The sequence below is a fragment of the Allobosea lupini genome (genome assembly GCF_900109525.1).
GTDB classification, from domain to species: domain Bacteria; phylum Pseudomonadota; class Alphaproteobacteria; order Rhizobiales; family Beijerinckiaceae; genus Allobosea; species Allobosea lupini.
The window spans coordinates 259516-281977 of record NZ_FOAN01000002.1 but is presented as its reverse complement, the minus strand read 5'-3'; the positions used below and the strand labels follow the sequence as shown (position 1 = coordinate 281977).

Here is a 22462-nt window from a genome sequence, read left to right as displayed (position 1 = left end):
CAGGGCCGTACGTTTGCACTGCAGCGAACTCATATAGGATAGGCGGAGCAAGCGAGGCATTCGGAGGTGCAAATGGCGTTTCTTGGCGATCTCCTGACCAGCGTCGCCGATCGCGGCCGGGCGCTGATCAATTTCGAGCGCTTCGCCTCGAACCGCCGCCGGCCGCTCGACAAGCTCTGCGAGGACCTGCTCTCGGGCCGCGGCGAGGCCACGGGCATGGCGCTGGCCCAGGCCGTGCTGGAGGATTGGCAGCAGCTCGACGAGGCTGGCCGGCTCGCCTTCTTCCGCCTGCTGCAGGAGCGCTTCGGCCCCGATCGCGAACGGCTTGACGCCGCGCTGCAGCATTATCGCGACAATCCCGACGCCGAGGCGATCGGGCAGCTCCATCTCGCCTCCGAACCCCGCCGGCAGGAGCTGTTCCGCCGGCTCAACCTCGCTCCCGGCGGTACGCATGTGCTGGTGCGCATGCGCGAGAGCCTGTTCGAGGCGATGAAGCAGGAGCCGGAGCTCAAGGCGGTCGATGCCGATTTCCGGCATCTGTTCGGCTCCTGGTTCAACCGCGGCTTCCTGGTGCTGCGCCGGATCGACTGGACCACGCCGGCCAATGTGCTGGAGAAGATCATCCGCTACGAAGCGGTCCACGCCATTAAGGACTGGGACGATCTGCGCCGCCGGCTCGAGCCGGCCGACCGGCGCTGCTTCGCCTTCTTCCATCCGCAGCTGATCGACGAGCCCCTGATCTTCGTCGAGGTGGCGCTGACCCGCGAGAGTCCCAGCCGCATCGTCGACGTTCTGAGCGAGGATCGCGAGGTCCTGTCGGCCTCCTCGGCCACCACAGCGGTGTTCTACTCGATCTCGAACTGCCAGGAGGGCCTGCGCGGCATCTCCTTCGGCAACTTCCTGATCAAGCAGGTCGCCGAGGACCTGAAGCGGGAACTACCGGGGCTCGACGTCTTCGTCACGCTCTCGCCGGTGCCGGGCTTCGCCCGCTGGCTGGGTCCGGCGCTGGCCGAGCCGGCAGAACTTGGCCTGACCAATGAGGAGGCGGCGCTGCTGATGCAGGCGCCGGCGGAGATCGCGGCGCAGGATGAGGTCACCCGCGCCCGCCGCGACAAGCTGCTCGGCCAGATGATGGCGCAGTACATGCTGCGGGCGAGGACATCGTCAGGGCGCGTGATCGATCCGGTCGCCCGTTTCCATCTCGGCAATGGCGCGCGGCTGGAGCGCATCAATGTCGGCGGCAATCTCTCCGACCGGGGCCTGCGCGAGTCGCATGGCGTGATGGTCAACTACCGCTATGAGCTCGATGACATCGAGGCCAATCACGAGGCCTTCGCCAGCCGTAACACCGTCGTCGCCTCCTCCTCGGTGAAGAAGCAGCTTCGGCCCGCGACCAAGTGAACACAGACAACGGAAACGCCTGAAAGGACCCGAAATCATGGGCAATCATCTGTTCGACCTGATCAAGGCCCGCATGCCGGCGCCGACCGCGCCCTTCGCGTTGCTCGATGACGGCCGGACTTATTCCTACGCCGACATGGTCGCGGTCTCCGCCCGCTTCGCCAACGCGCTGATGGCGCTCGGCGTGAAGCCGGGCGACCGGGTCGCCGTCCAGGTCGAGAAGAGCATCGAGGCACTGATGCTCTATCTCGGCACGGTTCGTGCCGGCGCGATTTTCCTGCCGCTCAACACCGCCTATACCCCGGCCGAGATCGAATACTTCCTCGGCGATGCCGAACCGGCCGTCTTCGTTTGCGATCCCGCCAAGGCGGAGGCGCTGAACCCCTTCGCCGACAAGGCCGGGGCCAAGCTGGAGACGCTCGGCGTCGGCACGGGCAGCCTGCTCGACAAGGCCAATGCCGCCTCGGCCGAGTTCGCCGACATTGCGCGCGTCGCCGATGATCTTGCCGCCATCCTCTACACCTCCGGCACGACCGGGCGCTCCAAGGGCGCCATGCTCAGCCATGACAACCTCGCCTCGAATGCGCTGGCGCTGGTCGACTACTGGCGCTTCACCAAGGCCGACGTGCTGCTGCACGCCTTGCCGATCTTCCACACTCACGGGCTCTTCGTCGCGACCAACGTGATCCTGTTCGCCGGTGCCGCAATGATCCTGCTGCCGAAGTTCGATCCGGAGCAGGTCTTCAAATACCTGCCCAAGGCCACCAGCATGATGGGCGTGCCGACCTTCTACGTCCGGCTCCTGCAGGATCAGAGGCTGAGCAAGGAGACGACGAAGCACATGCGCCTCTTCGTCTCCGGCTCGGCGCCGCTGCTGGCCGAGACGCATCGCGAATGGCGCGAGCGCACCGGCCACGCCATCCTCGAGCGCTACGGCATGACCGAGACCAACATGAACACCTCGAATCCCTATGACGGGGACAGGGTGGCCGGCACGGTCGGCTTCCCGCTGCCCGGCGTACTCGCGCGCGTCACCGATCCGGAAAGCGGCAAGGAGCTCGCCCGTGACGAGATCGGCATGATCGAGGTCAAGGGCCCCAACGTATTCAAGGGCTATTGGCGCAATCCCGAGAAGACCAAGGCTGAGTTTCGCGCCGATGGCTTCTTCATCACCGGCGATCTCGGCAAGATCGATCCGGCCGGCTATGTCCACATCGTCGGGCGCGGCAAGGACCTGATCATCACCGGCGGCTACAACGTCTACCCCAAGGAGGTCGAGGCCGAGATCGACGATATGCCGGGCGTGATCGAGAGCGCCGTGATCGGCTGCCCGCATCCGGATTTCGGCGAGGGCGTCACCGCCGTGGTGGTAGCCAAGCCCGGGGCCGATATCAGCGCCGCCGGCATCGCCAAGGCCCTGGAGCAGCGCCTCGCCAAGTTCAAGCAGCCCAAGCAGGTCTTCGTCGTCGCCGACTTGCCGCGCAACACCATGGGCAAGGTCCAGAAGAACCTGCTGCGCGAGCAGTACAAGGACATCTATGCCAAGCAGCTCAAGGCGGGGGAGTAGGAGCTATCCTTCGAATGGAGGACGCGATCAGGCGTTTCCGGAGCAAGGATCGGTGCAGCGATATCCGCACCGTCCTTCGGAGATTATCATGCGACGCATCCTCCTGCCGCTCCTTGCAGCCCTCTTCGGTTCGGCAGGGATCGCCTCGGCCGCTACTGATTGCCGCAGTGCACTGACCGGGCGCTGGGCCACCAAGGGCGACGTCGCCATGGGGCCGATGAAGGTCAAGGTCGACAATCTCGACGCCTACAACGCCGACGGCTCCTTCAGGGCCGTCCGCCGCTTCGTCAATCAGGAAGGGAAGTGGGAGGAGCAGGTGACCTCCGGCCAATGGACCACCAAACCCGGCGCCGGTGCCGGAGAGTGCGTGCTGGAGATGTCCAGCAAGAGCGAGTTCGGCAATTCCAGCTCGTCGACGACCGTAACCGTCGTCGACCGCAACACCTTCCGCTCCTTTGGTGTTGACGCCAAGCGCGTTAGGTAAGCACCGCTCAGGGGCCAATCGGCGCCTTCAAGTCGATCGTCTCGCCATCCGCCGGGATCAACAGACGCTCGCGGCCGATGCCGCGGGCTTCGGCCGCTTCGCGCAACGCCTGCCGGCTGACCGTTGCGTGATCGAGCGCTTCCATGTGGACGGCGACGATCACCGCCTGCGGCGCCTGCTCGGCAAGGTCGAGCGTCTGCTGCGCGTCCATGACGATCAGCGTGCCGTCCCAGAGCGCACCGCAGGAATGGGTGACGATCACATCGGGCTCGGCCTTGGCGACGGCCTCCTGCAGCGGCGGATAGAGCACGCTGTCGCCGCACCAGTAGACGGACGGCTCGCCGGGCGCTTCCAGGGTGAAGCCCATCACCTTGCCCATCACCTCGACGACCGCCCCGGTACCGTGCTGGGCCGGCTGCGGCTTCACCACGATCGGCCCGATCCGGATGAAGCATTCGAGCGGCTCGACATTGCTGAAGCCGGCCGCCCTGATCGCCTCTTCATTGCCGGGCTGGCAGATCAGCGGAATGTCTTTGGGGATCCTCGCTTTGGCGACCTCGTCGAAATGGTCGGCGTGCAGATGCGAGACGATGACATGATCGACGCCGGCGAGGATCTCCTCGATCGGTTCGGGCAGGTCGACCATCGGGTTCTGCGACTTGCCGGCGATCGAGCGGCGGCTGAGCTTCTCGCCGAAATCGGGATCGATCAGCAGGGTCTTACCGGCGTAGCTCAGCTTGAGCAGGGCGTTGCGCAGGAGTTTGAGCTGCATGGCGGCTCCGCAGTGCGAGGGATCGGTTTGCCCGATCCTTCGCCGGATGCCGCGGCCACGACCAGTTCCAATTTGTGAAGCAAACTGCATCGCGGCGTTGGATGCCTGCATTGTCAGGGAGATTTTCCACGCGCGGTCATCGGGACGTGGAATTTGCCTCCTACGACCCGCCGGCGCGAGAAGATCTCTGCGAGCGGGCTACCGAGATTGTGTTCCGCCGGATGCTGCTCAGGCTGCGAACTGGCCGTAAGGCACGGTGTTGCGGGCCGTCCTGAGCGCGCTCGCCCACCAATGGAGCTGTCCGAGCATGGTCGCCATCGCCCGCTCGGCACGGTCGGCGTCCCGCAGGCGACCAGTCTCGTCGAACTGGTCCCAGGCATTGGCGAAGCAGACGCCGTCGCGGATCGTCGCGGCATGCAGTTCGGCAAAGACAAGCCGCAATTGCTCGACGGCGCGCAAGCCGCCGGAGACGCCGCCATAGGAGACGAAGCCGACCGGCTTGCCGCGCCATTGTGCGCCGGTCCCGTCGATCAGCGCCTTCAGCGGGGCCGGGAAGCTGCGATTGTATTCGGGCGTGACCACGATGAAGGCGTCGGCGCGGCCGAGCCGCTCTGTCTGCTCGACGAGGTCGTGCGCGCCGGGGTCGACGCTCTCGACGCAGAACGGGCCGTCGCCCTCGATCTGCGCGATCGTCCAGCCGGCGACCTTGGTGCACAGGCGCCCCTGGCGCGTGCTGCCATAGATCACGGCAACCTTGATCTGGGGGATGAGCGGGCGATGCATGGGAAGGCTCCGAGGGGCTGGCGATGCAGCGGAGCGACCTCTATAAGACCTCAAGTAAGGTTAAGGTCAAGCGCCATGAAGCACCCAGCCCGCAATCCCTTTGCCGACGATCTCAGCGTCGGCCAGGTCGCGAGCCGCAGCGGCATCGCGGTCTCGGCGCTGCACTTCTACGAGGCCGAAGGGCTGATCCGCAGCCGCCGCAATGCCGGCAACCAGCGCCGCTATCCGCGCGAGGTGCTGCGCCGTGTCGCCATCATCAAGGTGGCGCAGCGCACCGGCATCCCGCTCAAGACCATCCGCGAGGCCTTCAAGGCGCTGCCGCAGGAGCGCACGCCGACGGCGGAGGACTGGAGCCGGCTCTCGGCCGCCTGGAAGGAGGAACTGGAGCACCGCATCGACCGGCTGACGCGCCTGCGCGACCACCTCAACGACTGCATCGGCTGCGGCTGCCTCTCGGTGAAGAGCTGCCCGCTGCACAATCCCTGGGACGAGCTCGGCAAGCAGGGGGCGGGGCCGAGGCTGCTCGATCCGGATTGATGCGCTCACCCCGCCTTGTGCAGCTTCGCCAGCGGAAACCGCGCCACATCCGCCAGCAGTTCGATGAAGCCTCTGGCCTGAAACTCGGCTGTCGCCTTGCCCTTCTCTGCCGTGGCGAGGCTGGCATCGCCCGCCGCGCCAGAAGGGTGAACGTCCTGCGCCATCCAGGCGAAGGGATGCGCGCCGGTCGGCCGCAGCCATCTATAGCCCTCATCCGCCATCTCGACCGTGCGCGGCACGAAGCGCTCGGCCTTGCTCATGTCGACGAGGTCGGGCCGGAAATGCAGCATCAGCGAGGTTTCGATGTCGCCGGCATGGATGCCGTGCCTGGCGTCCATCTCGCCATAGAGCTCCGGCGGCAGCCCAAAATTGCTCCAGGAGGTCGAGACCGCGAACATCCCCTGGCTGACGCGCAATTCGCGCGCTACCACCTTCATCGGGTCGACATTGCCGCCATGCGAGGTGACGAGCACGAGCTTGCGCAGGCCGGCGCGCTTCACGCTCTCGCCGATCTCGATCCAGCTGCGGATCGCGCTCTCCCACGAGATCGTCAACGTGCCCGGCGAATGCAGGTGCTCGTTCGACTTGCAGATCGCCTGCGTCGGCAGCACCAACGCGTCGAGCCCGGCAGGAACCTGCGGCATGGCGAGCGCCAGCATCGCGTTCATCACGGTGGTGTCGACCGACAAAGGCAGGTGCGGGCCGTGCTGCTCGATCGCGGCGAGCGGCAGCACCGCGATGGTCGCCTCGGGCGAGAGGCCGGCGAAGTCGGTGGTCTTCAGGTCGCCCCAGAAGCGTGCGCTCATGTCTCGAGGTCTCGTCGGTCAGGGTGCGGGCAGACCCCGCGATTCGTGCCTGCTGCCTCAGGGCGACAGGACTGCCCAGCATAGTGGCCGCGAATGACGAGGGAAGGGCTGGTGGCATGCGCATGCCATGCGGGCCGGAGCCTCGCCGGCAAAGCCTGTCTGTGCGAAAGCCGGCGACGGCGCATTTCCAGCGGCCCACAGGCCGTGGCATACAGGCTATCTGCTGGATGCAAGGGTTGTGCGGTCCGGCGACAGGTTCGCGACATGATGGAGGGGGTTAGGCCATGACGATGAAATATCGCCTCGACCGGCGCGCTGCGCTTGGCTTGCTCGGCGGCTCGGCCGCCTCGGTGCTGATCCCGGTGCCGGGCGCGCGTGTCAATGCGCAGACCCTCGACAAGGTCAGCTACCAGACCAACTGGCGCGCCCAGACCGAGCATGGCGGCTTCTATCTCGCCGCCGCCAACGGCATCTACAAGAAGTACGGGCTCGACGTCGACATCCGCCCCGGTGGCCCGCAGCAGAACCCGACCCAGCTCCTGCTCGGCGGCCGCGTCGACATGATCATGGGCAATTCGCTGGAGGCGCTGAGCTTCGCGCAGGAGAACCTGCCCTTCCTCGTCATCGCCTCGATCTTCCAGAAGGACCCGCAGGTCCTGATCTCGCATCCCGGCCAGGGCAACGACTCGCTCGCCGCCCTCAAGGACAAGCCGATCCTGATCGCGGCGCAGGCCCGCGTCGGCTTCTGGCCGTTCCTGAAGCTGAAATTCGGTTATCGGGACGAGCAGATCCGGCCCTACACCTTCAACATGGCGCCGTTCCTGGCCGACAAGAAGCTGACCCAGCAGGGCTTCCTCTCCTCCGAGCCCTTCGTCATCCGCAAGGCTGGCGTCGAGCCCGTCGTCCATCTCCTCGCCGATGCCGGCTTCGAGAACTACAACACGACGATCACGATCTCCCGCAAGATGGTGCAGGAGAAGAAGGAGATCGTGCAGCGCTTCGTCGACGCGACGGCCGAGGGCTGGGCCGAATACATGAAGGGTGGCCCGAACATCGCCGCCGCCAATGCCCGGATCCTGAAGGACAATCCCGACATGGATCAGGAGAAGATCGACTACGCCCTCAAGGTGATGAACGACAACGGCATCGTCGCCTCGGGGGATGCGAAGACGCTCGGCATCGGCGCCATGACCGACGCGCGCTGGGAAAGCTTCGCCAAGACCATGACCGAGGCCGGCGTCATCCCCGCGGGCGTCGACGTGAAGAAGGCCTACAGCCTGGATTTCATCAACAAGGGCGTCGGCAAGCCCTGAAATGCGTCATGCTCGGGCTTGTCCCGAGCATCTCTTGCCGGAGATTCTCGGGTCTGCGCTCCGCTGCGCCCGAGAATGACGGCCTTTCACACAACGGATCGTCAGGCCTTTGGACACAGCCTATCTGAGCACACATCCGGCGGGGGGGCAGGCGAGCGGGGCTCCGCTCGTCTCGATCCGGCGGGTCTCCAAGCAGTTCGCCAACGGCACCATCGCCGTGCGCGATGTCGATCTCGATCTCGGCACCGGCGAGTTCGTCAGCCTGCTCGGCCCCTCCGGCTGCGGCAAGTCGACTTTGCTGCGCATGATCGCCGGGCTGGGCAGCCCCTCCACCGGCACGATCGACTGGCCCGGCTCGAGTGAGGACAAGGCAGGGCGCGATCTCGGCTTCGTCTTCCAGGACCCGACGCTGATGCCCTGGGCCAATGCGCTGTCCAATGTCATGCTGCCTCTGACGCTGAAGCATGTGCCGAAGCGCGAAGCCGAAGCGCGCGCCGCCGAGATGCTGGCGCTGGTTGGTCTCAAGGGCTTCGAGACATCCTATCCGCGCGAGCTCTCAGGCGGCATGAAGATGCGGGTCTCGATCGCTCGAGCGCTGGTGATGCGGCCGAAGATCCTCCTGATGGACGAGCCTTTCGCCGCGCTCGACGAGATCACCCGCCATCGCCTCAACGACGACCTCCTGAACCTGTGGTGGCGCGAGCGCTTCACCGCCGTCTTCGTCACCCATTCTGTGTTCGAGTCGGTCTATCTCTCGCAGCGCATCGTGGTGATGGCAGCCCGACCCGGCCGCGTCATGGCCGATCTCGACGTCTCCGCGCCCTATCCGCGCGACGAGCTGTTTCGGACCTCGGCCGAATACGCCCATCTCTGCCGGCTGGCCTCCGGCAAGCTCAAGGAGGCGATCGGCGCATGAGCTCTCCGTCCTCCGCGGCTGCCGTGCCGCATGACGGCACCGATGCCGAAGCCCGTCCGCTTGCGCTTGCCGAGCCCCCCATCCTCGGCCTGCCGGTCAGCTTCTGGCCGCGCATCCTCGCCCCGATCTTCGTCGGCATCCTGGTGCTCGGCCTCTGGGAGTTCGCCGTGCGCTGGAACGAGGTGCCGTCCTATGTGCTGCCCGGGCCGCTTCTGGTCGGCCAGACCCTGATCGCCGATTGGGGCACGCTCTCGGCCTCGCTCTGGATCACCTTGCGCATCACCTTCATGGCGCTGGCGGCGGCGGTGATCGTCGGCGTCGCGCTTGCTGTGCTCTTCACTCAGTCGAAATGGCTTGAGATGGCGCTGCTGCCCTATGCGGTGATCCTGCAGGTGACGCCGATCGTCGCGATCGCGCCGCTGATCATCATCTGGGCCGGCGACATCAACCTGTCGCTCTTGATCTGCGCCTGGATCGTCGCCTTCTTCCCGATCCTGTCGAACACCATCCTCGGGCTGAACTCGGCCGATCACAACCTGATCAATTTCTTCCAGCTGCATGGCGCGACGCGCTGGCAGACGCTGCGCTATCTCAAGCTGCCGGCGGCGCTGCCCTATTTCCTCGCAGGTCTCAAGATCTCGGGCGGGCTCGCGCTGATCGGCGCCGTCGTCGCCGAGTTCGTGGCGGGGACGGGCGGTTCGGAATCGGGGCTGGCATACCGCATCCTCGAGGCCGGCTATCAGCTCAAGATCCCGCGCGTCTTTGCGGCGCTGCTGATGATCTCGCTCTCGGGCATCGCCATCTTCCTGGCGACCAGCCTGATCTCGCATCTCCTGCTGCGGCGCTGGCATGAGAGCGCGCTGAGGCGCGAGAACTGAGGCGGGACGAATTCAGCCGAAGAAATGCAGTCGGTCCTCGACCGGCAGCGAGGCGATCGCCCGCAGGTCGGCCTCGGAATAGCTGAGCTCGAGCCGCGCCGAACTGGCCGTGTCCGGCAGCAGGATCGATTCTGGCGGTGCACCGACATCGGCGAAGGCGATATCGTCCTCGGCCACCTGGGTGCTGCTGCGCCGGCGATAGGGCTGCGTCTGCTGGTGCAGCCCGGTCTCGTTCAACGGCACGCGCTGCTTCGTTCCGGCATCGACCACATCGATGTCGCCGAGATCCGTCATCGGCTCGATGATGGCCGGTTGCGCGGGCGCGGGGGGCACGGCCGGCTGCGATTCCTCGGCCGCGACCTCGGCTGCGGTCCGCAAGCTCGCATCGAGCATGGCGACGGTGTCGGAGACCTTCTCGATCTGGTTGGCGCCGGCCTCGATCACGGTGGTCGCGCCATAGATCTCGCTCGCGCGCCGGTCGAGCCGATCGCATAGCTCGGGCTCCACGCCGCTCTCGCGCAGGGTCCAGGCTATCTCCTGGATGGATTCGGCCGCCTCGATGATGCCGGCGGTGGTCTCCTGGATGCGGGCCGACAGGCGGGCCGAGGCGCCGCCCGGGTCGAGATCGTCGCGCAGTTCGGCGATGGTGCGGGCGGTTTCCGAGAATTCCGGCCCCAGCTCCGGCAGCGCAACCGGCACCGTGCAGAGCCGTTCGAGGCGCGCGATCGCCGACAGCACCATCTCGGTGTCGGTCTGCCGGTTGCGCCTGGCATATTCAGACAGGAACCAGCGGCCGCGCGCCGTTTCCATCACGGCGGCGGCAATCGCGTCATAGTCGGCCGCGCTCAGCGGAGATAGCGAACGCGCGTCGCTCATGGCCAGGCTGCACTCCATGGGCTGGTCGAATCGTGTTTCGCCGACCGAAGATGCCCATCGGCAAAATTGCTGCTGATTCTTTAAGAAATCGCTGCCAAAGGCATGTCACCGCCGCTCCGGACCGGATTCTCGCGCGTGTTGGCTCTGCGCCTCTCGCTCATGCACGCGCTGAACTTCCTCGGCGTGGGCTTCTATCTGCCATTCTTTCCCGTCTGGCTCGCCTCCACGGGACTGGGCGATGTCGACATCGGCTATGTGCTGGCGATTCCGATCCTGGTGCGCGTCTTCGTGGCATCGTCGGTGACGGGGCTCGGTGACCGCCTGCGCCCGAATATCCTGCTGGCGCTGCTCAATGCGTTGGCAGCACTTGCTTATTTCGCCCTGGCGCAGCAGGCGGACCTCCTGCCGATCGCCGTCCTGACGGCGCTCAGCGCCATCGCCCTGTCGGGTGTGGTGCCGCTTGCCGACGTCCTGACCACCGCGCAGGTCAAGGCCGGGGCACTGAAGGATTATGGCCGGGTCAGACTCTGGGGCTCGGTGACCTTCGTGCTCTCCAATCTCGCCGGCGGCTACCTGATCGCGCAGCACGGCGCCTGGCTGATCCCCTTCGTCCTCGCCGGGAGCAGTGCGCTCGCTGCGCTTGCCGCGCTGCAGGCTCCGTCGCCGCCAGCGGGGATTTCGCCGGCCGCTCCGCGAGGAGCGTCTGCGGCTGGCTTCGGGGTGTCGTTCTGGCTCGCTGTCGGGGCGGCTGCTTGCGTCAACGCCACACATGCCGCGGTCTATGCCTTCAGCTCCCTGCACTGGCGCAGCATCGGCTTCAGCGGCGAGGCGGTCGGCTGGCTCTGGGCAGTTGCAGTCCTTGCCGAGATCGCCGTCTTCCTCGTCGGGGGCAGCATTGCCGCCAGCGGTCTCATCGGCCTGCGCTGGATCGCGATCGCGGCGGTCGCCGCCGTCCTGCGCTTCGCGGCGATGAGCGTCGATCCCGGCCTTGCCATCACCGCTGTCTTGCAGCTGCTGCACGGCATAACCTTCGGCTGCATGCATCTGGGCACGCTCGCGGCGCTGTCGGCGCTGTCCCCAGAGGCGCGCCGCGCGGCAGCGCAGGGGCGCCTCGTCGCGGTGAGTGCGCTGGTGATGGGGCTTGCTACCGTGCTGTCCGGCTATCTCTATCGCCTGTTCGGGCCGGGCGTGTTCCTCGCCATGGTGCCGGTCGCGCTGCTCGGGCTGGTCTTGGCGGCCCTTGCCTTCCTCAACTCCCGCAGCAATACAGGTCTCGGGGGCCGAATCTAAGCGCGGGAGCAGGCGAGCCGGCATGGCTGTCGTCGACGACGTTGAGCCGCAGGCGGTCTATCGCGACGATGGCGGCGTCCTCGTTGTGTCTCTGGCCGGTCGCTGGAGCGTTGGGCGGGCGCCGCGCCTGGAAGCCCTGACCAGCGAATTGTCCGAGCGCGTCGGCGGCGTCCGCCAGGCGCGCCTCGACCTATCGGAGATCGAGCGCCTCGACACGCTCGGCGCCTATCTGCTCGACCAGGTGAAGCAGGCAGGCGAGGCGAAGGGCGTAGCCATCGAGTTGGTGAGCCGCCGTCCGGAGCATGCGGTGCTCCTGCGCGAGGTCGAGCGCAATGTCACCGACTACGAGCCGCCGATCCGACCGATCGGGCTCGTCACGATCCTCGTCGACATCGGCCAGGCCGTCATCCGCTTCGGCCGTGACCTTGCCGGTGGCGCCGTCTTCCTCGGCGAGGTGATGGCGGGCTGCGTCAGCGCCCTGTTCGGGCCGCGGCGCTTCCGCGGGCCTTCGCTGATCAACCAGATCGAGCTGATCGCCTTCAACGGCGCGCCGATCATCATCCTGATCTCGTTTCTCGTCGGCTGCATCGTCGCGCAGCAGGGCATCTTCCAGCTCCAGCGCTTCGGCGCCACAGCCTTCGTCGTCAACTTGACCGGCATCCTCGTCTTGCGCGAGCTCTCGGTACTGCTGACCTCGATCATGGTCGCCGGCCGCTCCGGCTCCGCCTTCACGGCCGAGATCGGCTCGATGAAGATGCGCGAGGAGATCGACGCGCTGAGGGTGATGGGGCTCGACCCGATCGAAGTGCTGGTGGTGCCGCGCATCCTGGCGCTCATCATCTCGCTGCCGATCCTGACCTTCATCTCGGCGATGTCCGGGCTTATCGGCGCTGGCCTGGTGAGCTGGCTCTATGGCGGCATCGGCCTCGACACCTATCTCGAACGCCTGAAATCCGTGATCACCTGGCAGCATTTCGCTGTCGGCCTCATCAAAGCCCCGTTCATGGCATTCGTGATCGGATTGATCGCCTCGATCGAGGGATTGGCGGTCAAGGGCTCGGCCGAATCGCTCGGCCATCAGGTGACGGCCTCGGTGGTGAAGGCGATCTTCATGGTGATCGTGGTCGACGGGCTGTTCGCGATGTTCTTCGCCTCGATCAGGATGTGAGGGGAGCTGAACGTGCTCGACAGACCCTCTCAGGCCGGCCCGCGCGAACCACAAGCGTCGGGCGGTGAGGAACCCGAGGCGGTGATTCGCGTTCGTGATCTGAAGGTCGCCTTCGGCGATAAGGTGATCATGGACGGGCTCGATCTCGATGTGATGCGTGGTGAAATTCTCGGCTTCGTCGGGGGATCCGGCCAGGGCAAGTCGGTGCTGACCCGCACCATCCTCGGTCTCGTGCGCAAGCAGCGTGGCTCGATCGAGGTCTTCGGCGAGAACGTCGACAAGCTCGATCCGCGCGGCAGGCGGCGGCTCGAGCGTCGCTTCGGCGTGATGTTCCAGCAGGGCGCGCTGTTCTCGGCGCTGACCGTCAAGCAGAACATCCAGGTACCGATGCGCGAATATCTCCAGCTCTCGCCGGGCCTGCTGGAAGAGCTCGCCATGCTCAAGATCGAGATGGTCGGCTTGAAGCCCGATGCGGCCGACAAGACGCCCTCCGAACTGTCCGGTGGTATGATCAAGCGTGCGGCCCTCGCCCGGGCGCTGGCGCTCGATCCCGAGATCGTTTTCCTGGACGAGCCGACCTCCGGCCTCGATCCGATCGGTGCCGCCGAGTTCGATGAGCTGATTATGACGCTCAAGCAGACTTTGGGCCTGACAGTGTTCATGGTAACCCATGATCTCGATAGTCTTTACGTAGCTTGCGACAGGATAGCCGCCTTGGCGGACAAGCGTGTCATCGCGGTCGGTCCGCTCGCCACCATGCTGGCTTCCGATCATCCCTGGCTCAAGGCGTATTTCGGCGGCGAGCGGGCACGCGCCCGGTTGCCCGCGGATCAAACGAGGACCTGACCGCTCGCGATGGAATCCCGTGCCAACTACGCCCTAGTCGGCCTCTTCACGCTTGCGGTGATCGCGGCGATGTTCGGCTTCGTCTACTGGTTCGGCAGCGGTGGCGGCGGCCGCAAGCAGGACGTTCGCGTGATCTTCACCGGGACGGTCACAGGCCTGGGACGCGGCTCCAGCGTGCTCTTCAACGGCCTGCGGGTCGGCGAGGTCAAGCAGATCGGCCTGCAGCCCGACGATCCGCGCCGCATTTTCGGTGTGATCGAGGTCGACAACACCACGCCGCTGCGGGTCGACACGCGCGCCCGCATCGAGGCGCAGGGGCTTGCCGGCGTGGTCGCGCTGCAGCTGATCGGCGGCGAGCCGGATGCCCCGGTGCTGCAGGCCAAGCCCGGCGAGACGCTGCCGACTATCGTCGCGGAGCGCTCCGAGCTGCAGGACATCATCGAATCGGTCCGCAATGTTTCCAAAAAGGCCGACGAGGTGCTCGGCAATCTCGACGGGCTGATCAAGACAAACGCCGGCTCGATCACCAACACCGTCCGCAATGTCGAGAAATTCTCGCAGGCGCTCGGCGACAATTCCGGCAACATCGACAAGCTGATGTCGAGCTTCGGCCAGATCGCCGATACGATCGCACCGCTATCGCAGAAGCTGGGAACGCTGAGCGAGGAACTGACCTCGGTGGTCCGCTCGATCGATCGCGCGAAGATCACCGGTATCATCGAGAACGTCGACAAGTTCACCGCTGCGCTCGGCGGATCGAGCGCGGATGTGTCGAAGGCGGTCAGCGACGTCGCCTCGATCACCGACAAGCTGAACCGCGCCGCCGATCAGGTCGAGGGCGTACTCAAGGCCGCGCAGGCCTTCCTGAATACGCAGGACGGGCAGGGCGCGTTCGCCGAGGTCGCCAATGCCGCGAAATCGATTCGGGTGTTGGCCGACAATCTCGACAAGCGCACTGCGGAGATCACCGTCGGCATCAACCGCTTCACCGGCCCCGGCCTGCGCGATCTCGAAACGCTGGCATCCGACGGCAAGCGTACGCTCGGGGATCTCAACCGTGTCCTGCGCAATGTCGAGCGCAATCCCCAGCAGTTCATCTTCGGCGGCCGTCCGCCGCTTCCCCAATACAGCGGATCGCGCTAGCCGATATGATCATGCCGATTCTGCCCTCGCTGCTTCGTCGTCGTCTGCGCGCCCTGTCTCTGGCGGCGGCAGGCTCTTTGCTGCTGGCCGGCTGCGGCGGCGGATCGGCGCCGACGACCTATGACCTCTCGGCACCACGCGATTTCGGCCGCATCGGCGGCGGTGGCGGCGTGTTGATCGTCGCCCAGCCCACGGCGGTGCAGGCGCTCGATTCCGACCGGCTGATCGTCAAGGATTCGAGCGGCGCGCTTTCCTTCCTCGGCGGTGCACAATGGGCCGACCGGGTGCCCAATCTGGTGCAGACCCGCCTGATCCAGACCTTCGAGAACGGCAGCCGCATCGCTGCCGTTGGACGGCCGGGCGAACGCATCGTGCCCGATTTCCAGCTCAACACCGATATCCGCGCCTTCAACATCGACGCCGCTAGCGGCCAGGCCGTGGTCGAGATCACCGCCAAGCTGATCGGCGACCGCACCGGCAAGGTCCAGCGCGCCAGGCTGTTCTCGGCCCGCGTTCCCGCTGGCGCCGAGGGGGCGGGGGCGGCGCAGGCCCTCGACCAGGCACTGTCCCAGGTGCTGATCCAGATCGCCCGCTGGGCGCGCTGAAGGCCTGCGCCTACGGCATCGTGGCGCAGCGCGTCCGCAGACCTCGCCCACCCGATCCCTGCTGGACAGCAATCTTCAGGCTCAGCAACTGACGATGGCGCGATGGCGCGATGGCGCGATGGGGCGGTGCTGTCTCCTCGATGGCATCTCGCCCGGAAGCCCCCATCCAGAGGAGCCGCGTCGGCGGCGTCCCGAAGGATGGCCCATGAGGCTCCGGAACCTGCTGGAGCATCCTGCGGGACGCAATTTGCAGCGAAATAGCTCCTCAGTATGAGCGCTCACACGATCAGACATTGCCTCGCATCGGAGCGGGGGCACGCAGAAGCAAAAGAGGCCGCCTCCCGGGCGGCCTCTTCTGGTTTGCGCGCAAGGGCTGTTCTTACTCGAAGCGCCCGCTGGCATGGGCCAGCATGGTGTAGACCTTGCCGGTTTCCGAGGTCAGGTAGGTCTTCGCTACCATCGAGTCGCGGTCGTCCTTGGCCGCTTCGCCGAGCAGGCGCTCGAACTCCTCGATATAGCGGTCGACCGTCTCCTTGAACTCGGTGTCGCGGCGGTATTTGCGCCGGATCTCGTCGAAGGTCTGCTGGCCCTGCAGCGTATAGAGCCGGCGGGTGAAGACGTTGCGCTCGCCGCGCTTGTAGCGCTCCCAGAGCTCGACGGCCGCGTCATGGTCGATCATCCGGGCGATGTCGACCGAGAGCGAATCGAGCTTCTCGATGCTATGCGCCGTCGGCTTGGCCGCTTCCGGCGCCCGGTCGTCGCGTGAGGCGCGGCTGAGCAGGTCCGAGAGCCAACCCGACTTGGCGGGGGCAGGCTGCTCGACGGCGGCGCGGCGAGCCGGCTCGGCGCGCTGAACCTCAGGCCGTACCGGCTCGGGGGCAGGGGCCGGGCGCACTGGCGCCGCCTGCGTCTCGGCCCGGGCCGGCTCCGGCGTCGGATCGATCGAGGCGCGTAGCGGCTCGGTCAGCACCGGCGCGCTCTGCACCGCGATCGAGGACGCGGCGCTGACGACCGGGACCGGCTGCTGATAGCTCGTCGTCGGCCGCCGCTCGCCCTGTGGGCGCGCGACATCGCTGCTGCGGCCCGAGCGCGAGACGATCTCGGTCAGCTCGTTGAGCGCCTTGATCTGGTCGGCGACGACGCGGCGCATGGCGGCGGTCGATTCCTGCGTCTCGCGCGGCAGCTCGAGCACGCCCTTCTTGAGCTCGGTCCGGGTCGACTCGAGCTCGCGATGGATCTCCGCAGACATGGCCCGCATGTCCTCGGCGGCGCTCTGGAAGCGCTCGGTGACCTTGGCGAACTCGCCGGAGATCTCGTTGACCACCTCCTCATAGGCGGCGCGCAGGGCCAGCGCCGTCGCTTCGCGCTCGCGGCCGCTGGCGGCGCGGATCGAGTCGAATTGCTGGGCGATGGCGCTGCTGGTGGACTCGGCTGCGTCGCCGAGCACGGTGCTGAGCTGGCGGGTGCGCGTCTCGGCGTTGCTGAGCGAATCGTCGAGCGCCGAGGAGAAGGAGCGAGTGATCTGCTCGATGTCGTCGGTGCGCGTCGAGATCAGCTCGTGCAGGTGCTCCAGCGCCTCCTTGCGGTCGGCCAGGACGTTGCCGACGCGGGCCTCGACCTGCTCCAGCCGCTGCGCGACGGCGTTGAGCGCCGCGGCGTTGGCCTGCGTGGTCTCGGTCATCGACGAGCCCTGCGCGTCGATCCGGGAGATCAGTGCTGCGGTGTCGCGCAGCGTTCCTTCCGAATAGCCCTTCAGCGTCGCGATCTGGCTCGCGACCTGCTCGGAGGTCCGGTTGGTCTCCTGCACCACCGTCGAGAGCACGTTCTGCAACTCCTCGACCCGGCCCGACAGGCTGCCTTCGACCGCCGCGAGATTCTTGTTCGCGCCGGTGACGATCTGCTGCATCAGCTTGTTGGCCTCGCCGAGGCGGCCCAGCATGCTGCCGAGCTCGCTGCGCAGTTGCTCGTTGGTCTTGAGCAGCGCTTCGACGGAGTGGTTGGTGCCGCTCTCGATCGTCTCGCGCAGCGCGCCCGAAGCAAGCTCGAGCGCCTGGCTGATCTCGGCGCTGCGCTCCTGCAGGCCGGCGACCATGCTGTTGCCGCGGGTCTCGATATTGTTGACCAGGGCCTCGCCGAGGTTGGCGAACTGGTTGGCGAGCGTCACGCCCTTGCGGCCGATCGCATCGACCACACCGTTGCCGCGCTCGTCGAACAGGGCGCGGAGTTCCTCGGTGCGCGTGATGAGCGCCGAGCTCATCCCGTTCGACTGCTCCGCCAGGGTCCGGGTCAGGTTGCGGCTGTGCTGGTCGAGCGTGTTCAGCATGTCGCCGCCACGCTCGTCGAACACGGCGCGCAATTCCTCGGTGCGGCCTGAGAGGGCGGTGGCGATGCCCTCCGAGCGCTCCTGCAGGATCTGGGCAATCTGGCTGCCGCGATGGCCGAGCGCATTGAGGATACCGCCGCCGCGCTCGTCGAACACGGCGCGCAGCTCGTTCGAACGGTCGGAGAGCGCGGCCGCGATGCCGTCCGACTTCTCCTGCAGCGTCTGCGCGATCTGGTTGCCGTGCTGGTCGAGCAGGGTGACCAGGCCGGTGCCCTTGTCGTCGAACAGGGCACGAAGCTCGTCGGTGCGCGCACTGAACGATACCGCGACCGAGGCCGCGGCGCCGTCCAGGGTCTGGACGATCTTGTTGCCCTGCTGATCGAGCAGGGTGATCAGGCCGGTGCCCTTGCCCTCGAACAGGGCACGCAGCTCGTCGGTGCGGGCACTGAGCGAGCCGGTGACCGCATCCGCGGTGCCTTGCAGCGTCTGGACGATCTGGTTGCCGCGCTCGTCGAGCAGGGTGATCAGGCCGGTACCCTTGCCGTCGAACAGGGCGCGCAGTTCCTCGGTGCGGTCGCCGAGCGAGCCGGCGATCGAATCTGCGGTGCCCTGCAGGGTCTGCGCGATCTGGCTGCCGCGCGCGTCGAGCGTGCCGGAGACCGTGTCGAGCCGGTTGACGACGCGCTCCTCGAACCGCGCCACGCTCTGGTCGAGCGTATCGGCGATCTGCAAAGCGCGCCCGCCCAGCGTCGCATTGATGCTGTCGGCCTTCTCGGCGAGCGTCTGCGTGAGCGCCTCGCTCTTCGTGGTGACGATCTCGCCGATCTCGTCGGCCTTGGCGGTGAGGGCACGGGTGACCTCGCGCCCGCCCTCGGCCATGACCCGGGCGATGTCGACCGTGCGCTCGACCAACGCCTCGTTGAGCGCGCTGGCGCGCGAACCGAGATTGCCGTCGATGCGGGCGATGAGCCCGTCGAGCGAAGTCGCGATCTCGGCGCTCTTGGCGCTGGAACGCTCCTCGAAGATCTTGATCTGCGTCTCCATGGCGGCGGCCGCTTCCTGCGTGCGCGCCATCATGGTCTCGGCGGCGTGCTGCGAGCGCTCGCCGATCCGCTCCGCCAGCGCCTGGCCTTCCTCGCCGAGCAGCTTCTCGACCTGGCCGAGGCGCAGCGTCACCTGGTCGGTGAAGGAGCGGGCGTCGTGGCCGAGCTTGGCGGCCAGCGTGCCGCCGCGGGTGACGATGATTTCCTCGAAGGCGCCGAGGCGAGCGCCGATCGTCGCCTCGATCTCGCGACCCTGGACGTCGAAGAGGCGGTTCAGCGCGTCATGCTTGCTGGCGAGCGACTCGTTGAGCGCCTGCGAGCGGGCATCGACCGAACGCAGCAGCGATTCGGCATTGGCGGCGAGCGCCTGGTTGACCCGGCCACCCTGCTGGGTGAGGGCGATGACCACGTCCTTGCCGGTCGCGGCGAGCAGGCTGCTGGCACGCTCGGCCTCGGTCGTGAAGGTACCGCGCAGGGCTGTCGCCGCGTCGGTGACGCGGTCGGCGATCTCGCGCCCGTCGACATTGATCGCGTCGGCGAGGGATTTGGTCGCTTCGTCGAGACGGCTGGCCAAGCTCTGGCTCTGCTCGCCGATGAGGCTATGGACCTCGCGGCCGGTGGCGGTGAGGCCGGCGATGATCGCATCGCGCTGCGTGCCGAGCAGGGCGCCGACCTCGTCCCCGGCCTGGCCGAGGCGGGCAATGAAGCCGCTGTGCTGGTCGTCGATGACCGATTTCGCCGTCTCGCTGGCGGCGAGGATCTTGGCGGCGAGCGCTTCGCCGGTCTCGTCGAGCTGGCGATGCGCGGTCCCGCTCGCTTCGGCCAGCCGGTCGATCAGGGCGTTGCCGCGCTCCGCCAGCAGGCCATGCACCGAGCGGCCGACATCGGCGACGCGGGTGACGAGGGCCTGGCTCTGGCCGGAGAGCAGCTCCTGCATGTCCTGGCCGGTTGCGATGACGCGGCCGCTGAGCGCTTCGCCCTCGGCGATCAGAATGTTGCGCACGCTGGCGCCGGCATCGGTGAGCTGGGTCACCAGCGTCTCGCGCTGGCTGCCGATCGCGGTGTGGACCTCGGTGCCGACATCCGACAGGCGGGCGACGAGGCTGTCGCCGCGCTCGCCGATCGTGGCATGGACCTCGCGCGCGACCTCGGACAGGCGGGCGATCAGCCCGTCGCCACGCTCGCCGATCGCCGATTCGACGTCGCGGCCGGCATGGGCGACGCGGGCGACGATGCCCTCGGCGCGGTCGCCGAGCGTCCGGTGAATCTCCTCGGTGGTCTCCGACAGCTTGGCGACGAGGCCGTCGCCACGCTCGCCGATCACGCTCTCGATGCCGCGGCTGGCATCGGCGATGCGCGCGACGATGCCGTCGGCGCGGCCGCCAAGCGTCTGCTCGATCTCATAGGTGGTCTCGGACAGCCGGGAGACGAGACCGTCGCCGCGCTCGCCGATCATGGCCTCGACGCTGCGGCCGGCATCGGCCACGCGACTGACGATGCTGTCGGCACGCTCGCCGATCGCATGCTCGACTCCCTGGCCGATCTCGGCCATGCGCAGCACCAGCCCGTCACCGCGCTCGCTGATCGCTTCCTGCAGGCGCTGGCCGGTCTCGGCCAGACGGCCGACCAGATGGTCGCCCTGCTCGCCGATCGTGCTGCGGACCTCATGGCCGACGTCGGAAAGGCGGGTGACGAGGCTGCTCGCCTCTTCCGAGAACAGGCTGTGCACGGTCGCGCCGACGGCGGAGATGCGGGCGGTCAGTTCCTCGCCGCGCTCGCCGATCAGGTTGTGCAGACCCTTGCCGGCCTCGTCGAAGCGCAGGGTGATCGAATCGGTCTTCTCGCGCAGCAGGTTGTCGACGGTCTGGACGGTGCCTTCGAGCTTTTCGACCAGCGTCTCGCCCTGGCTGGCGATCAGGCCGTGGACGGTGTCGCCGGCCTCCTGGATGCGGCTGACAACAAGCTCGTTCTGCTTGCCGAGCAGCATGTGCACGCCGCGGCCGACCTCGGCCAGGCGCGTGGTGACGCTCTCGCCCTCGCTGCTGATCGACGTACGCAGGCTCTCGCCGGTCTCGGTCAGGCGCTGGGTCAGGCTGGTGCTCTGCGTGTCGAACAGGTCGACCAGCGTGCGCCCACTTTGCTCGAAGCGCTCGGCGACGGTCGCGCCGCGCTGGCTGATCTCCTCGGCGAGGGTGTCGCCGGTCGAGCGCAGCGTCTCGTTGACGGCCTCGGCGCGACTCGCCAGCGACTCGACGACCTGCGCGCCGGTCTCGCTGATGGCGCGGGTGACGTCGCGGGCGCCGGCGGTCAGGCCCTCGGTGAGGACGGCGCCGGTGCGCTCCAGCGAACCGGCGATCTCCTGGGCGCGGTTGTCGAGCACGGCGGTGACCGACTGGCTGGCGGCGGTCATGCGCTCGCTGACGTCGTGCGACGTCGACTGCAGGCGCTCGACCAGGTCGTTGCCGCGGCCGCTGATCTCGTCGACCATGCGCTCGCCGGCATGGCCCAGGGCCAGCGTGATCTGGTCGCCCTTGTCGGTCAGGCGCGAGGTGACGCGCTCGCCCGCCTCGGCAACAGCCTCGGCGATCGAGCGGCTGGCGGTTTCCAGGTCCTTGGTGATGCTCTCATGCGCGCCTGAGATCGCAAACTTCACCCGCTCGGCATTGCCGACGACGGATTCGCGCTGGGTCACCAGCTCGTCGATGAGGGAGCGCAGCCGGATCTCGTTGTCGGCATAGGCGCGTTCCAGCGTCGCGATCTCGCCGCGAACGATGGTCTCGAGCTCGCCGGCGCGGGCAACCGCGCGCTCGATGCCGTCGCCCATGGCGGCGACCTCGCGACGGATGGTCTGGCTCAGCGACAGGACGGAATCCGTCGCGACGACTTCCGGCTCGGCCAGGCGCAGCGCGACCTCGGTCATTGCGCGCGAGACCAGCCGCATTTCCTGCGTGCGGCGATAGAGCGCCGCCAGCACGAAGAAGAAGACCACCGGCGTGCCGGCGCCGAAGGCGAGCAGGGCCCACTGCCCGGGTCCCCAGGCGGCCATGCCGGCCGGCAGGCCATCGGTGAACGAGCCGTATCGGCTGACGAGCGTGAAGCCGATACCGCCGAGCCAGACGAAAGCGGCCAGGACAGCCAGCCAATAGGGCCTGCCGGAGGGGCGGACGGCGAAGGCCTGGACGAGTGAAGAGGAGTCGCGGCGGTCGTCATTGGCGACGCGGCTGGTGTCCGGCGCGATGGCCGGGCGGGAGGGCGCGGGAAGCGGTTCGGATACGGCGTCGGCACTGGCCGGAGCGCTTTCGACCCGAGGCAGCTCGATCTTGAGCTCGTTCTCCCCGGTCGAGGGCAGCCTCGGTTCGGCCGGAGACTGGCCCTCGGTCTTCGACGGATCGAGCCTCAGCGCCTCCTCGATCGCCGACATTGCCGCTTCGGTCGGATCCTGGAGCTTGTTCTGCCGGGTCATGAATGCCGCCTCGCTACGCCACTTGCGACGGGCGCCACTGTCCGCCGCAGAGCAGCAACCGGCAGCCTCCAGCCGGCTCCTACTAGCGACACGACGCCCATCGTTTACTGTCTCGAAGGGTAGTTGAGGCAAGCAGGGATTGAAACCCGTTTGACCGTCTGATTCACAAACGTCGTTAACGCCTCATTCACCATAACGGCGCTTCATGAGGGGTCAGAAGGCTGCGCGAGTTCCGCGGCTTAGACAAG

The 22462-nt window shown here is 67.2% G+C and carries 17 protein-coding genes; 12 read left to right on the top strand and 5 right to left on the bottom strand.

Annotated features, from left to right (window positions below; genetic code table 11):
• Positions 1-72 precede the first annotated feature (72 nt).
• From BMZ21_RS06820 to BMZ21_RS06810, 3 genes are all read left to right on the top strand, one after another.
• Positions 73-1401, top strand: coding sequence for a malonyl-CoA decarboxylase (locus BMZ21_RS06820; RefSeq protein ID WP_091831191.1), 1329 nt, complete (start codon positions 73-75; stop codon positions 1399-1401).
• A gap of 37 nt (positions 1402-1438) precedes the next feature.
• On the top strand, positions 1439-2968 hold the full coding sequence (locus BMZ21_RS06815; RefSeq protein ID WP_091831189.1) for a malonate--CoA ligase: 1530 nt from the start codon (positions 1439-1441) through the stop codon (positions 2966-2968).
• A gap of 88 nt (positions 2969-3056) precedes the next feature.
• Complete coding sequence (locus tag BMZ21_RS06810; protein WP_091831187.1) at positions 3057-3452, top strand: hypothetical protein; 396 nt, start codon at positions 3057-3059, stop codon at positions 3450-3452.
• Between the two features lie 7 nt (positions 3453-3459).
• Here the strand turns inward: BMZ21_RS06810 and BMZ21_RS06805 are convergent, their stop codons facing one another.
• Positions 3460-4224: an MBL fold metallo-hydrolase gene (locus BMZ21_RS06805; protein WP_091831185.1), complete on the bottom strand. Its 765-nt coding sequence runs from the start codon at positions 4222-4224 to the stop codon at positions 3460-3462.
• A 228-nt stretch (positions 4225-4452) separates the two neighbouring features.
• On the bottom strand, positions 4453-5007 hold the full coding sequence (locus tag BMZ21_RS06800; protein WP_091831183.1) for an NADPH-dependent FMN reductase: 555 nt from the start codon (positions 5005-5007) through the stop codon (positions 4453-4455).
• A 75-nt stretch (positions 5008-5082) separates the two neighbouring features.
• On the opposite strand from BMZ21_RS06800, the gene soxR reads away from it, so the two are divergent.
• A complete protein-coding gene (gene soxR / locus BMZ21_RS06795; protein WP_091831181.1) occupies positions 5083-5544 on the top strand; it encodes a redox-sensitive transcriptional activator SoxR in 462 nt (153 codons plus the stop codon).
• A 5-nt stretch (positions 5545-5549) separates the two neighbouring features.
• On the opposite strand, the gene BMZ21_RS06790 is transcribed toward soxR, so the two are convergent.
• Complete coding sequence (locus tag BMZ21_RS06790; protein WP_091831179.1) at positions 5550-6350, bottom strand: creatininase family protein; 801 nt, start codon at positions 6348-6350, stop codon at positions 5550-5552.
• A 284-nt stretch (positions 6351-6634) separates the two neighbouring features.
• On the opposite strand from BMZ21_RS06790, the gene BMZ21_RS06785 reads away from it, so the two are divergent.
• The 3 genes from BMZ21_RS06785 (at position 6635) to BMZ21_RS06775 (ending at position 9457) form a co-directional block, all read left to right on the top strand.
• A complete protein-coding gene (locus BMZ21_RS06785; RefSeq protein WP_091831176.1) occupies positions 6635-7663 on the top strand; it encodes an ABC transporter substrate-binding protein in 1029 nt (342 codons plus the stop codon).
• 109 nt (positions 7664-7772) lie between these two features.
• Complete coding sequence (locus tag BMZ21_RS06780; protein WP_244543731.1) at positions 7773-8579, top strand: ABC transporter ATP-binding protein; 807 nt, start codon at positions 7773-7775, stop codon at positions 8577-8579.
• Positions 8576-9457 (top strand): ABC transporter permease, encoded by an 882-nt coding sequence (locus tag BMZ21_RS06775; protein ID WP_091831172.1) that lies wholly within the window; start codon positions 8576-8578, stop codon positions 9455-9457. Before BMZ21_RS06780 ends, BMZ21_RS06775 begins: the two co-directional genes overlap by 4 nt.
• 12 nt (positions 9458-9469) lie before the next feature.
• Here BMZ21_RS06775 and BMZ21_RS06770 read toward each other — a convergent pair whose 3' ends face one another.
• Complete coding sequence (locus BMZ21_RS06770; RefSeq protein WP_143079662.1) at positions 9470-10333, bottom strand: hypothetical protein; 864 nt, start codon at positions 10331-10333, stop codon at positions 9470-9472.
• Between the two features lie 135 nt (positions 10334-10468).
• Between BMZ21_RS06770 and BMZ21_RS06765 the strand changes: the two genes are divergently transcribed.
• The 5 genes from BMZ21_RS06765 to BMZ21_RS06745 all read left to right on the top strand — a co-directional run bounded on the left by BMZ21_RS06765 (position 10469) and on the right by BMZ21_RS06745 (position 15385).
• The gene (locus BMZ21_RS06765; protein ID WP_167561561.1) at positions 10469-11623 is read left to right on the top strand and encodes an MFS transporter; all 1155 of its coding nucleotides are present in this window, start codon (positions 10469-10471) and stop codon (positions 11621-11623) included.
• A gap of 22 nt (positions 11624-11645) precedes the next feature.
• Positions 11646-12791 carry an MlaE family lipid ABC transporter permease subunit gene (locus BMZ21_RS06760; protein ID WP_091831165.1) on the top strand — a complete coding sequence of 382 codons (1146 nt, stop codon included), beginning with the start codon at positions 11646-11648 and terminating at the stop codon, positions 12789-12791.
• A 129-nt stretch (positions 12792-12920) separates the two neighbouring features.
• The gene (locus BMZ21_RS06755) at positions 12921-13637 is read left to right on the top strand and encodes an ABC transporter ATP-binding protein (protein ID WP_091832346.1); all 717 of its coding nucleotides are present in this window, start codon (positions 12921-12923) and stop codon (positions 13635-13637) included.
• A gap of 9 nt (positions 13638-13646) precedes the next feature.
• Entirely contained in the window at positions 13647-14780 is a 1134-nt protein-coding gene (locus BMZ21_RS06750) for an MlaD family protein (protein WP_091831163.1), read from the top strand.
• 11 nt (positions 14781-14791) lie between these two features.
• The gene (locus BMZ21_RS06745; protein ID WP_091832343.1) at positions 14792-15385 is read left to right on the top strand and encodes an ABC-type transport auxiliary lipoprotein family protein; all 594 of its coding nucleotides are present in this window, start codon (positions 14792-14794) and stop codon (positions 15383-15385) included.
• Between the two features lie 379 nt (positions 15386-15764).
• On the opposite strand, the gene BMZ21_RS06740 is transcribed toward BMZ21_RS06745, so the two are convergent.
• Complete coding sequence (locus BMZ21_RS06740; protein WP_091831161.1) at positions 15765-22214, bottom strand: apolipoprotein A-IV repeat region-like domain-containing protein; 6450 nt, start codon at positions 22212-22214, stop codon at positions 15765-15767.
• Positions 22215-22462: the final 248 nt, after the last annotated feature.

What these genes read in the sequence shown, in the direction of transcription:
- BMZ21_RS06820 (WP_091831191.1), top strand. Translation starts at nt 73, where the DNA reads ATGGCGTTTCTTGGCGATCTCCTGACCAGCGTCGCCGATCGCGGCCGG.
- BMZ21_RS06815 (WP_091831189.1), top strand. Translation starts at nt 1,439, where the DNA reads ATGGGCAATCATCTGTTCGACCTGATCAAGGCCCGCATGCCGGCGCCG.
- BMZ21_RS06810 (WP_091831187.1), top strand. Translation starts at nt 3,057, where the DNA reads ATGCGACGCATCCTCCTGCCGCTCCTTGCAGCCCTCTTCGGTTCGGCA.
- BMZ21_RS06805 (WP_091831185.1), bottom strand. Translation starts at nt 4,224, where the DNA reads ATGCAGCTCAAACTCCTGCGCAACGCCCTGCTCAAGCTGAGCTACGCC.
- BMZ21_RS06800 (WP_091831183.1), bottom strand. Translation starts at nt 5,007, where the DNA reads ATGCATCGCCCGCTCATCCCCCAGATCAAGGTTGCCGTGATCTATGGC.
- soxR (WP_091831181.1), top strand. Translation starts at nt 5,083, where the DNA reads ATGAAGCACCCAGCCCGCAATCCCTTTGCCGACGATCTCAGCGTCGGC.
- BMZ21_RS06790 (WP_091831179.1), bottom strand. Translation starts at nt 6,350, where the DNA reads ATGAGCGCACGCTTCTGGGGCGACCTGAAGACCACCGACTTCGCCGGC.
- BMZ21_RS06785 (WP_091831176.1), top strand. Translation starts at nt 6,635, where the DNA reads ATGACGATGAAATATCGCCTCGACCGGCGCGCTGCGCTTGGCTTGCTC.
- BMZ21_RS06775 (WP_091831172.1), top strand. Translation starts at nt 8,576, where the DNA reads ATGAGCTCTCCGTCCTCCGCGGCTGCCGTGCCGCATGACGGCACCGAT.
- BMZ21_RS06770 (WP_143079662.1), bottom strand. Translation starts at nt 10,333, where the DNA reads ATGAGCGACGCGCGTTCGCTATCTCCGCTGAGCGCGGCCGACTATGAC.
- BMZ21_RS06760 (WP_091831165.1), top strand. Translation starts at nt 11,646, where the DNA reads ATGGCTGTCGTCGACGACGTTGAGCCGCAGGCGGTCTATCGCGACGAT.
- BMZ21_RS06755 (WP_091832346.1), top strand. Translation starts at nt 12,921, where the DNA reads ATGGACGGGCTCGATCTCGATGTGATGCGTGGTGAAATTCTCGGCTTC.
- BMZ21_RS06750 (WP_091831163.1), top strand. Translation starts at nt 13,647, where the DNA reads ATGGAATCCCGTGCCAACTACGCCCTAGTCGGCCTCTTCACGCTTGCG.
- BMZ21_RS06745 (WP_091832343.1), top strand. Translation starts at nt 14,792, where the DNA reads ATGCCGATTCTGCCCTCGCTGCTTCGTCGTCGTCTGCGCGCCCTGTCT.
- BMZ21_RS06740 (WP_091831161.1), bottom strand. Translation starts at nt 22,214, where the DNA reads ATGACCCGGCAGAACAAGCTCCAGGATCCGACCGAAGCGGCAATGTCG.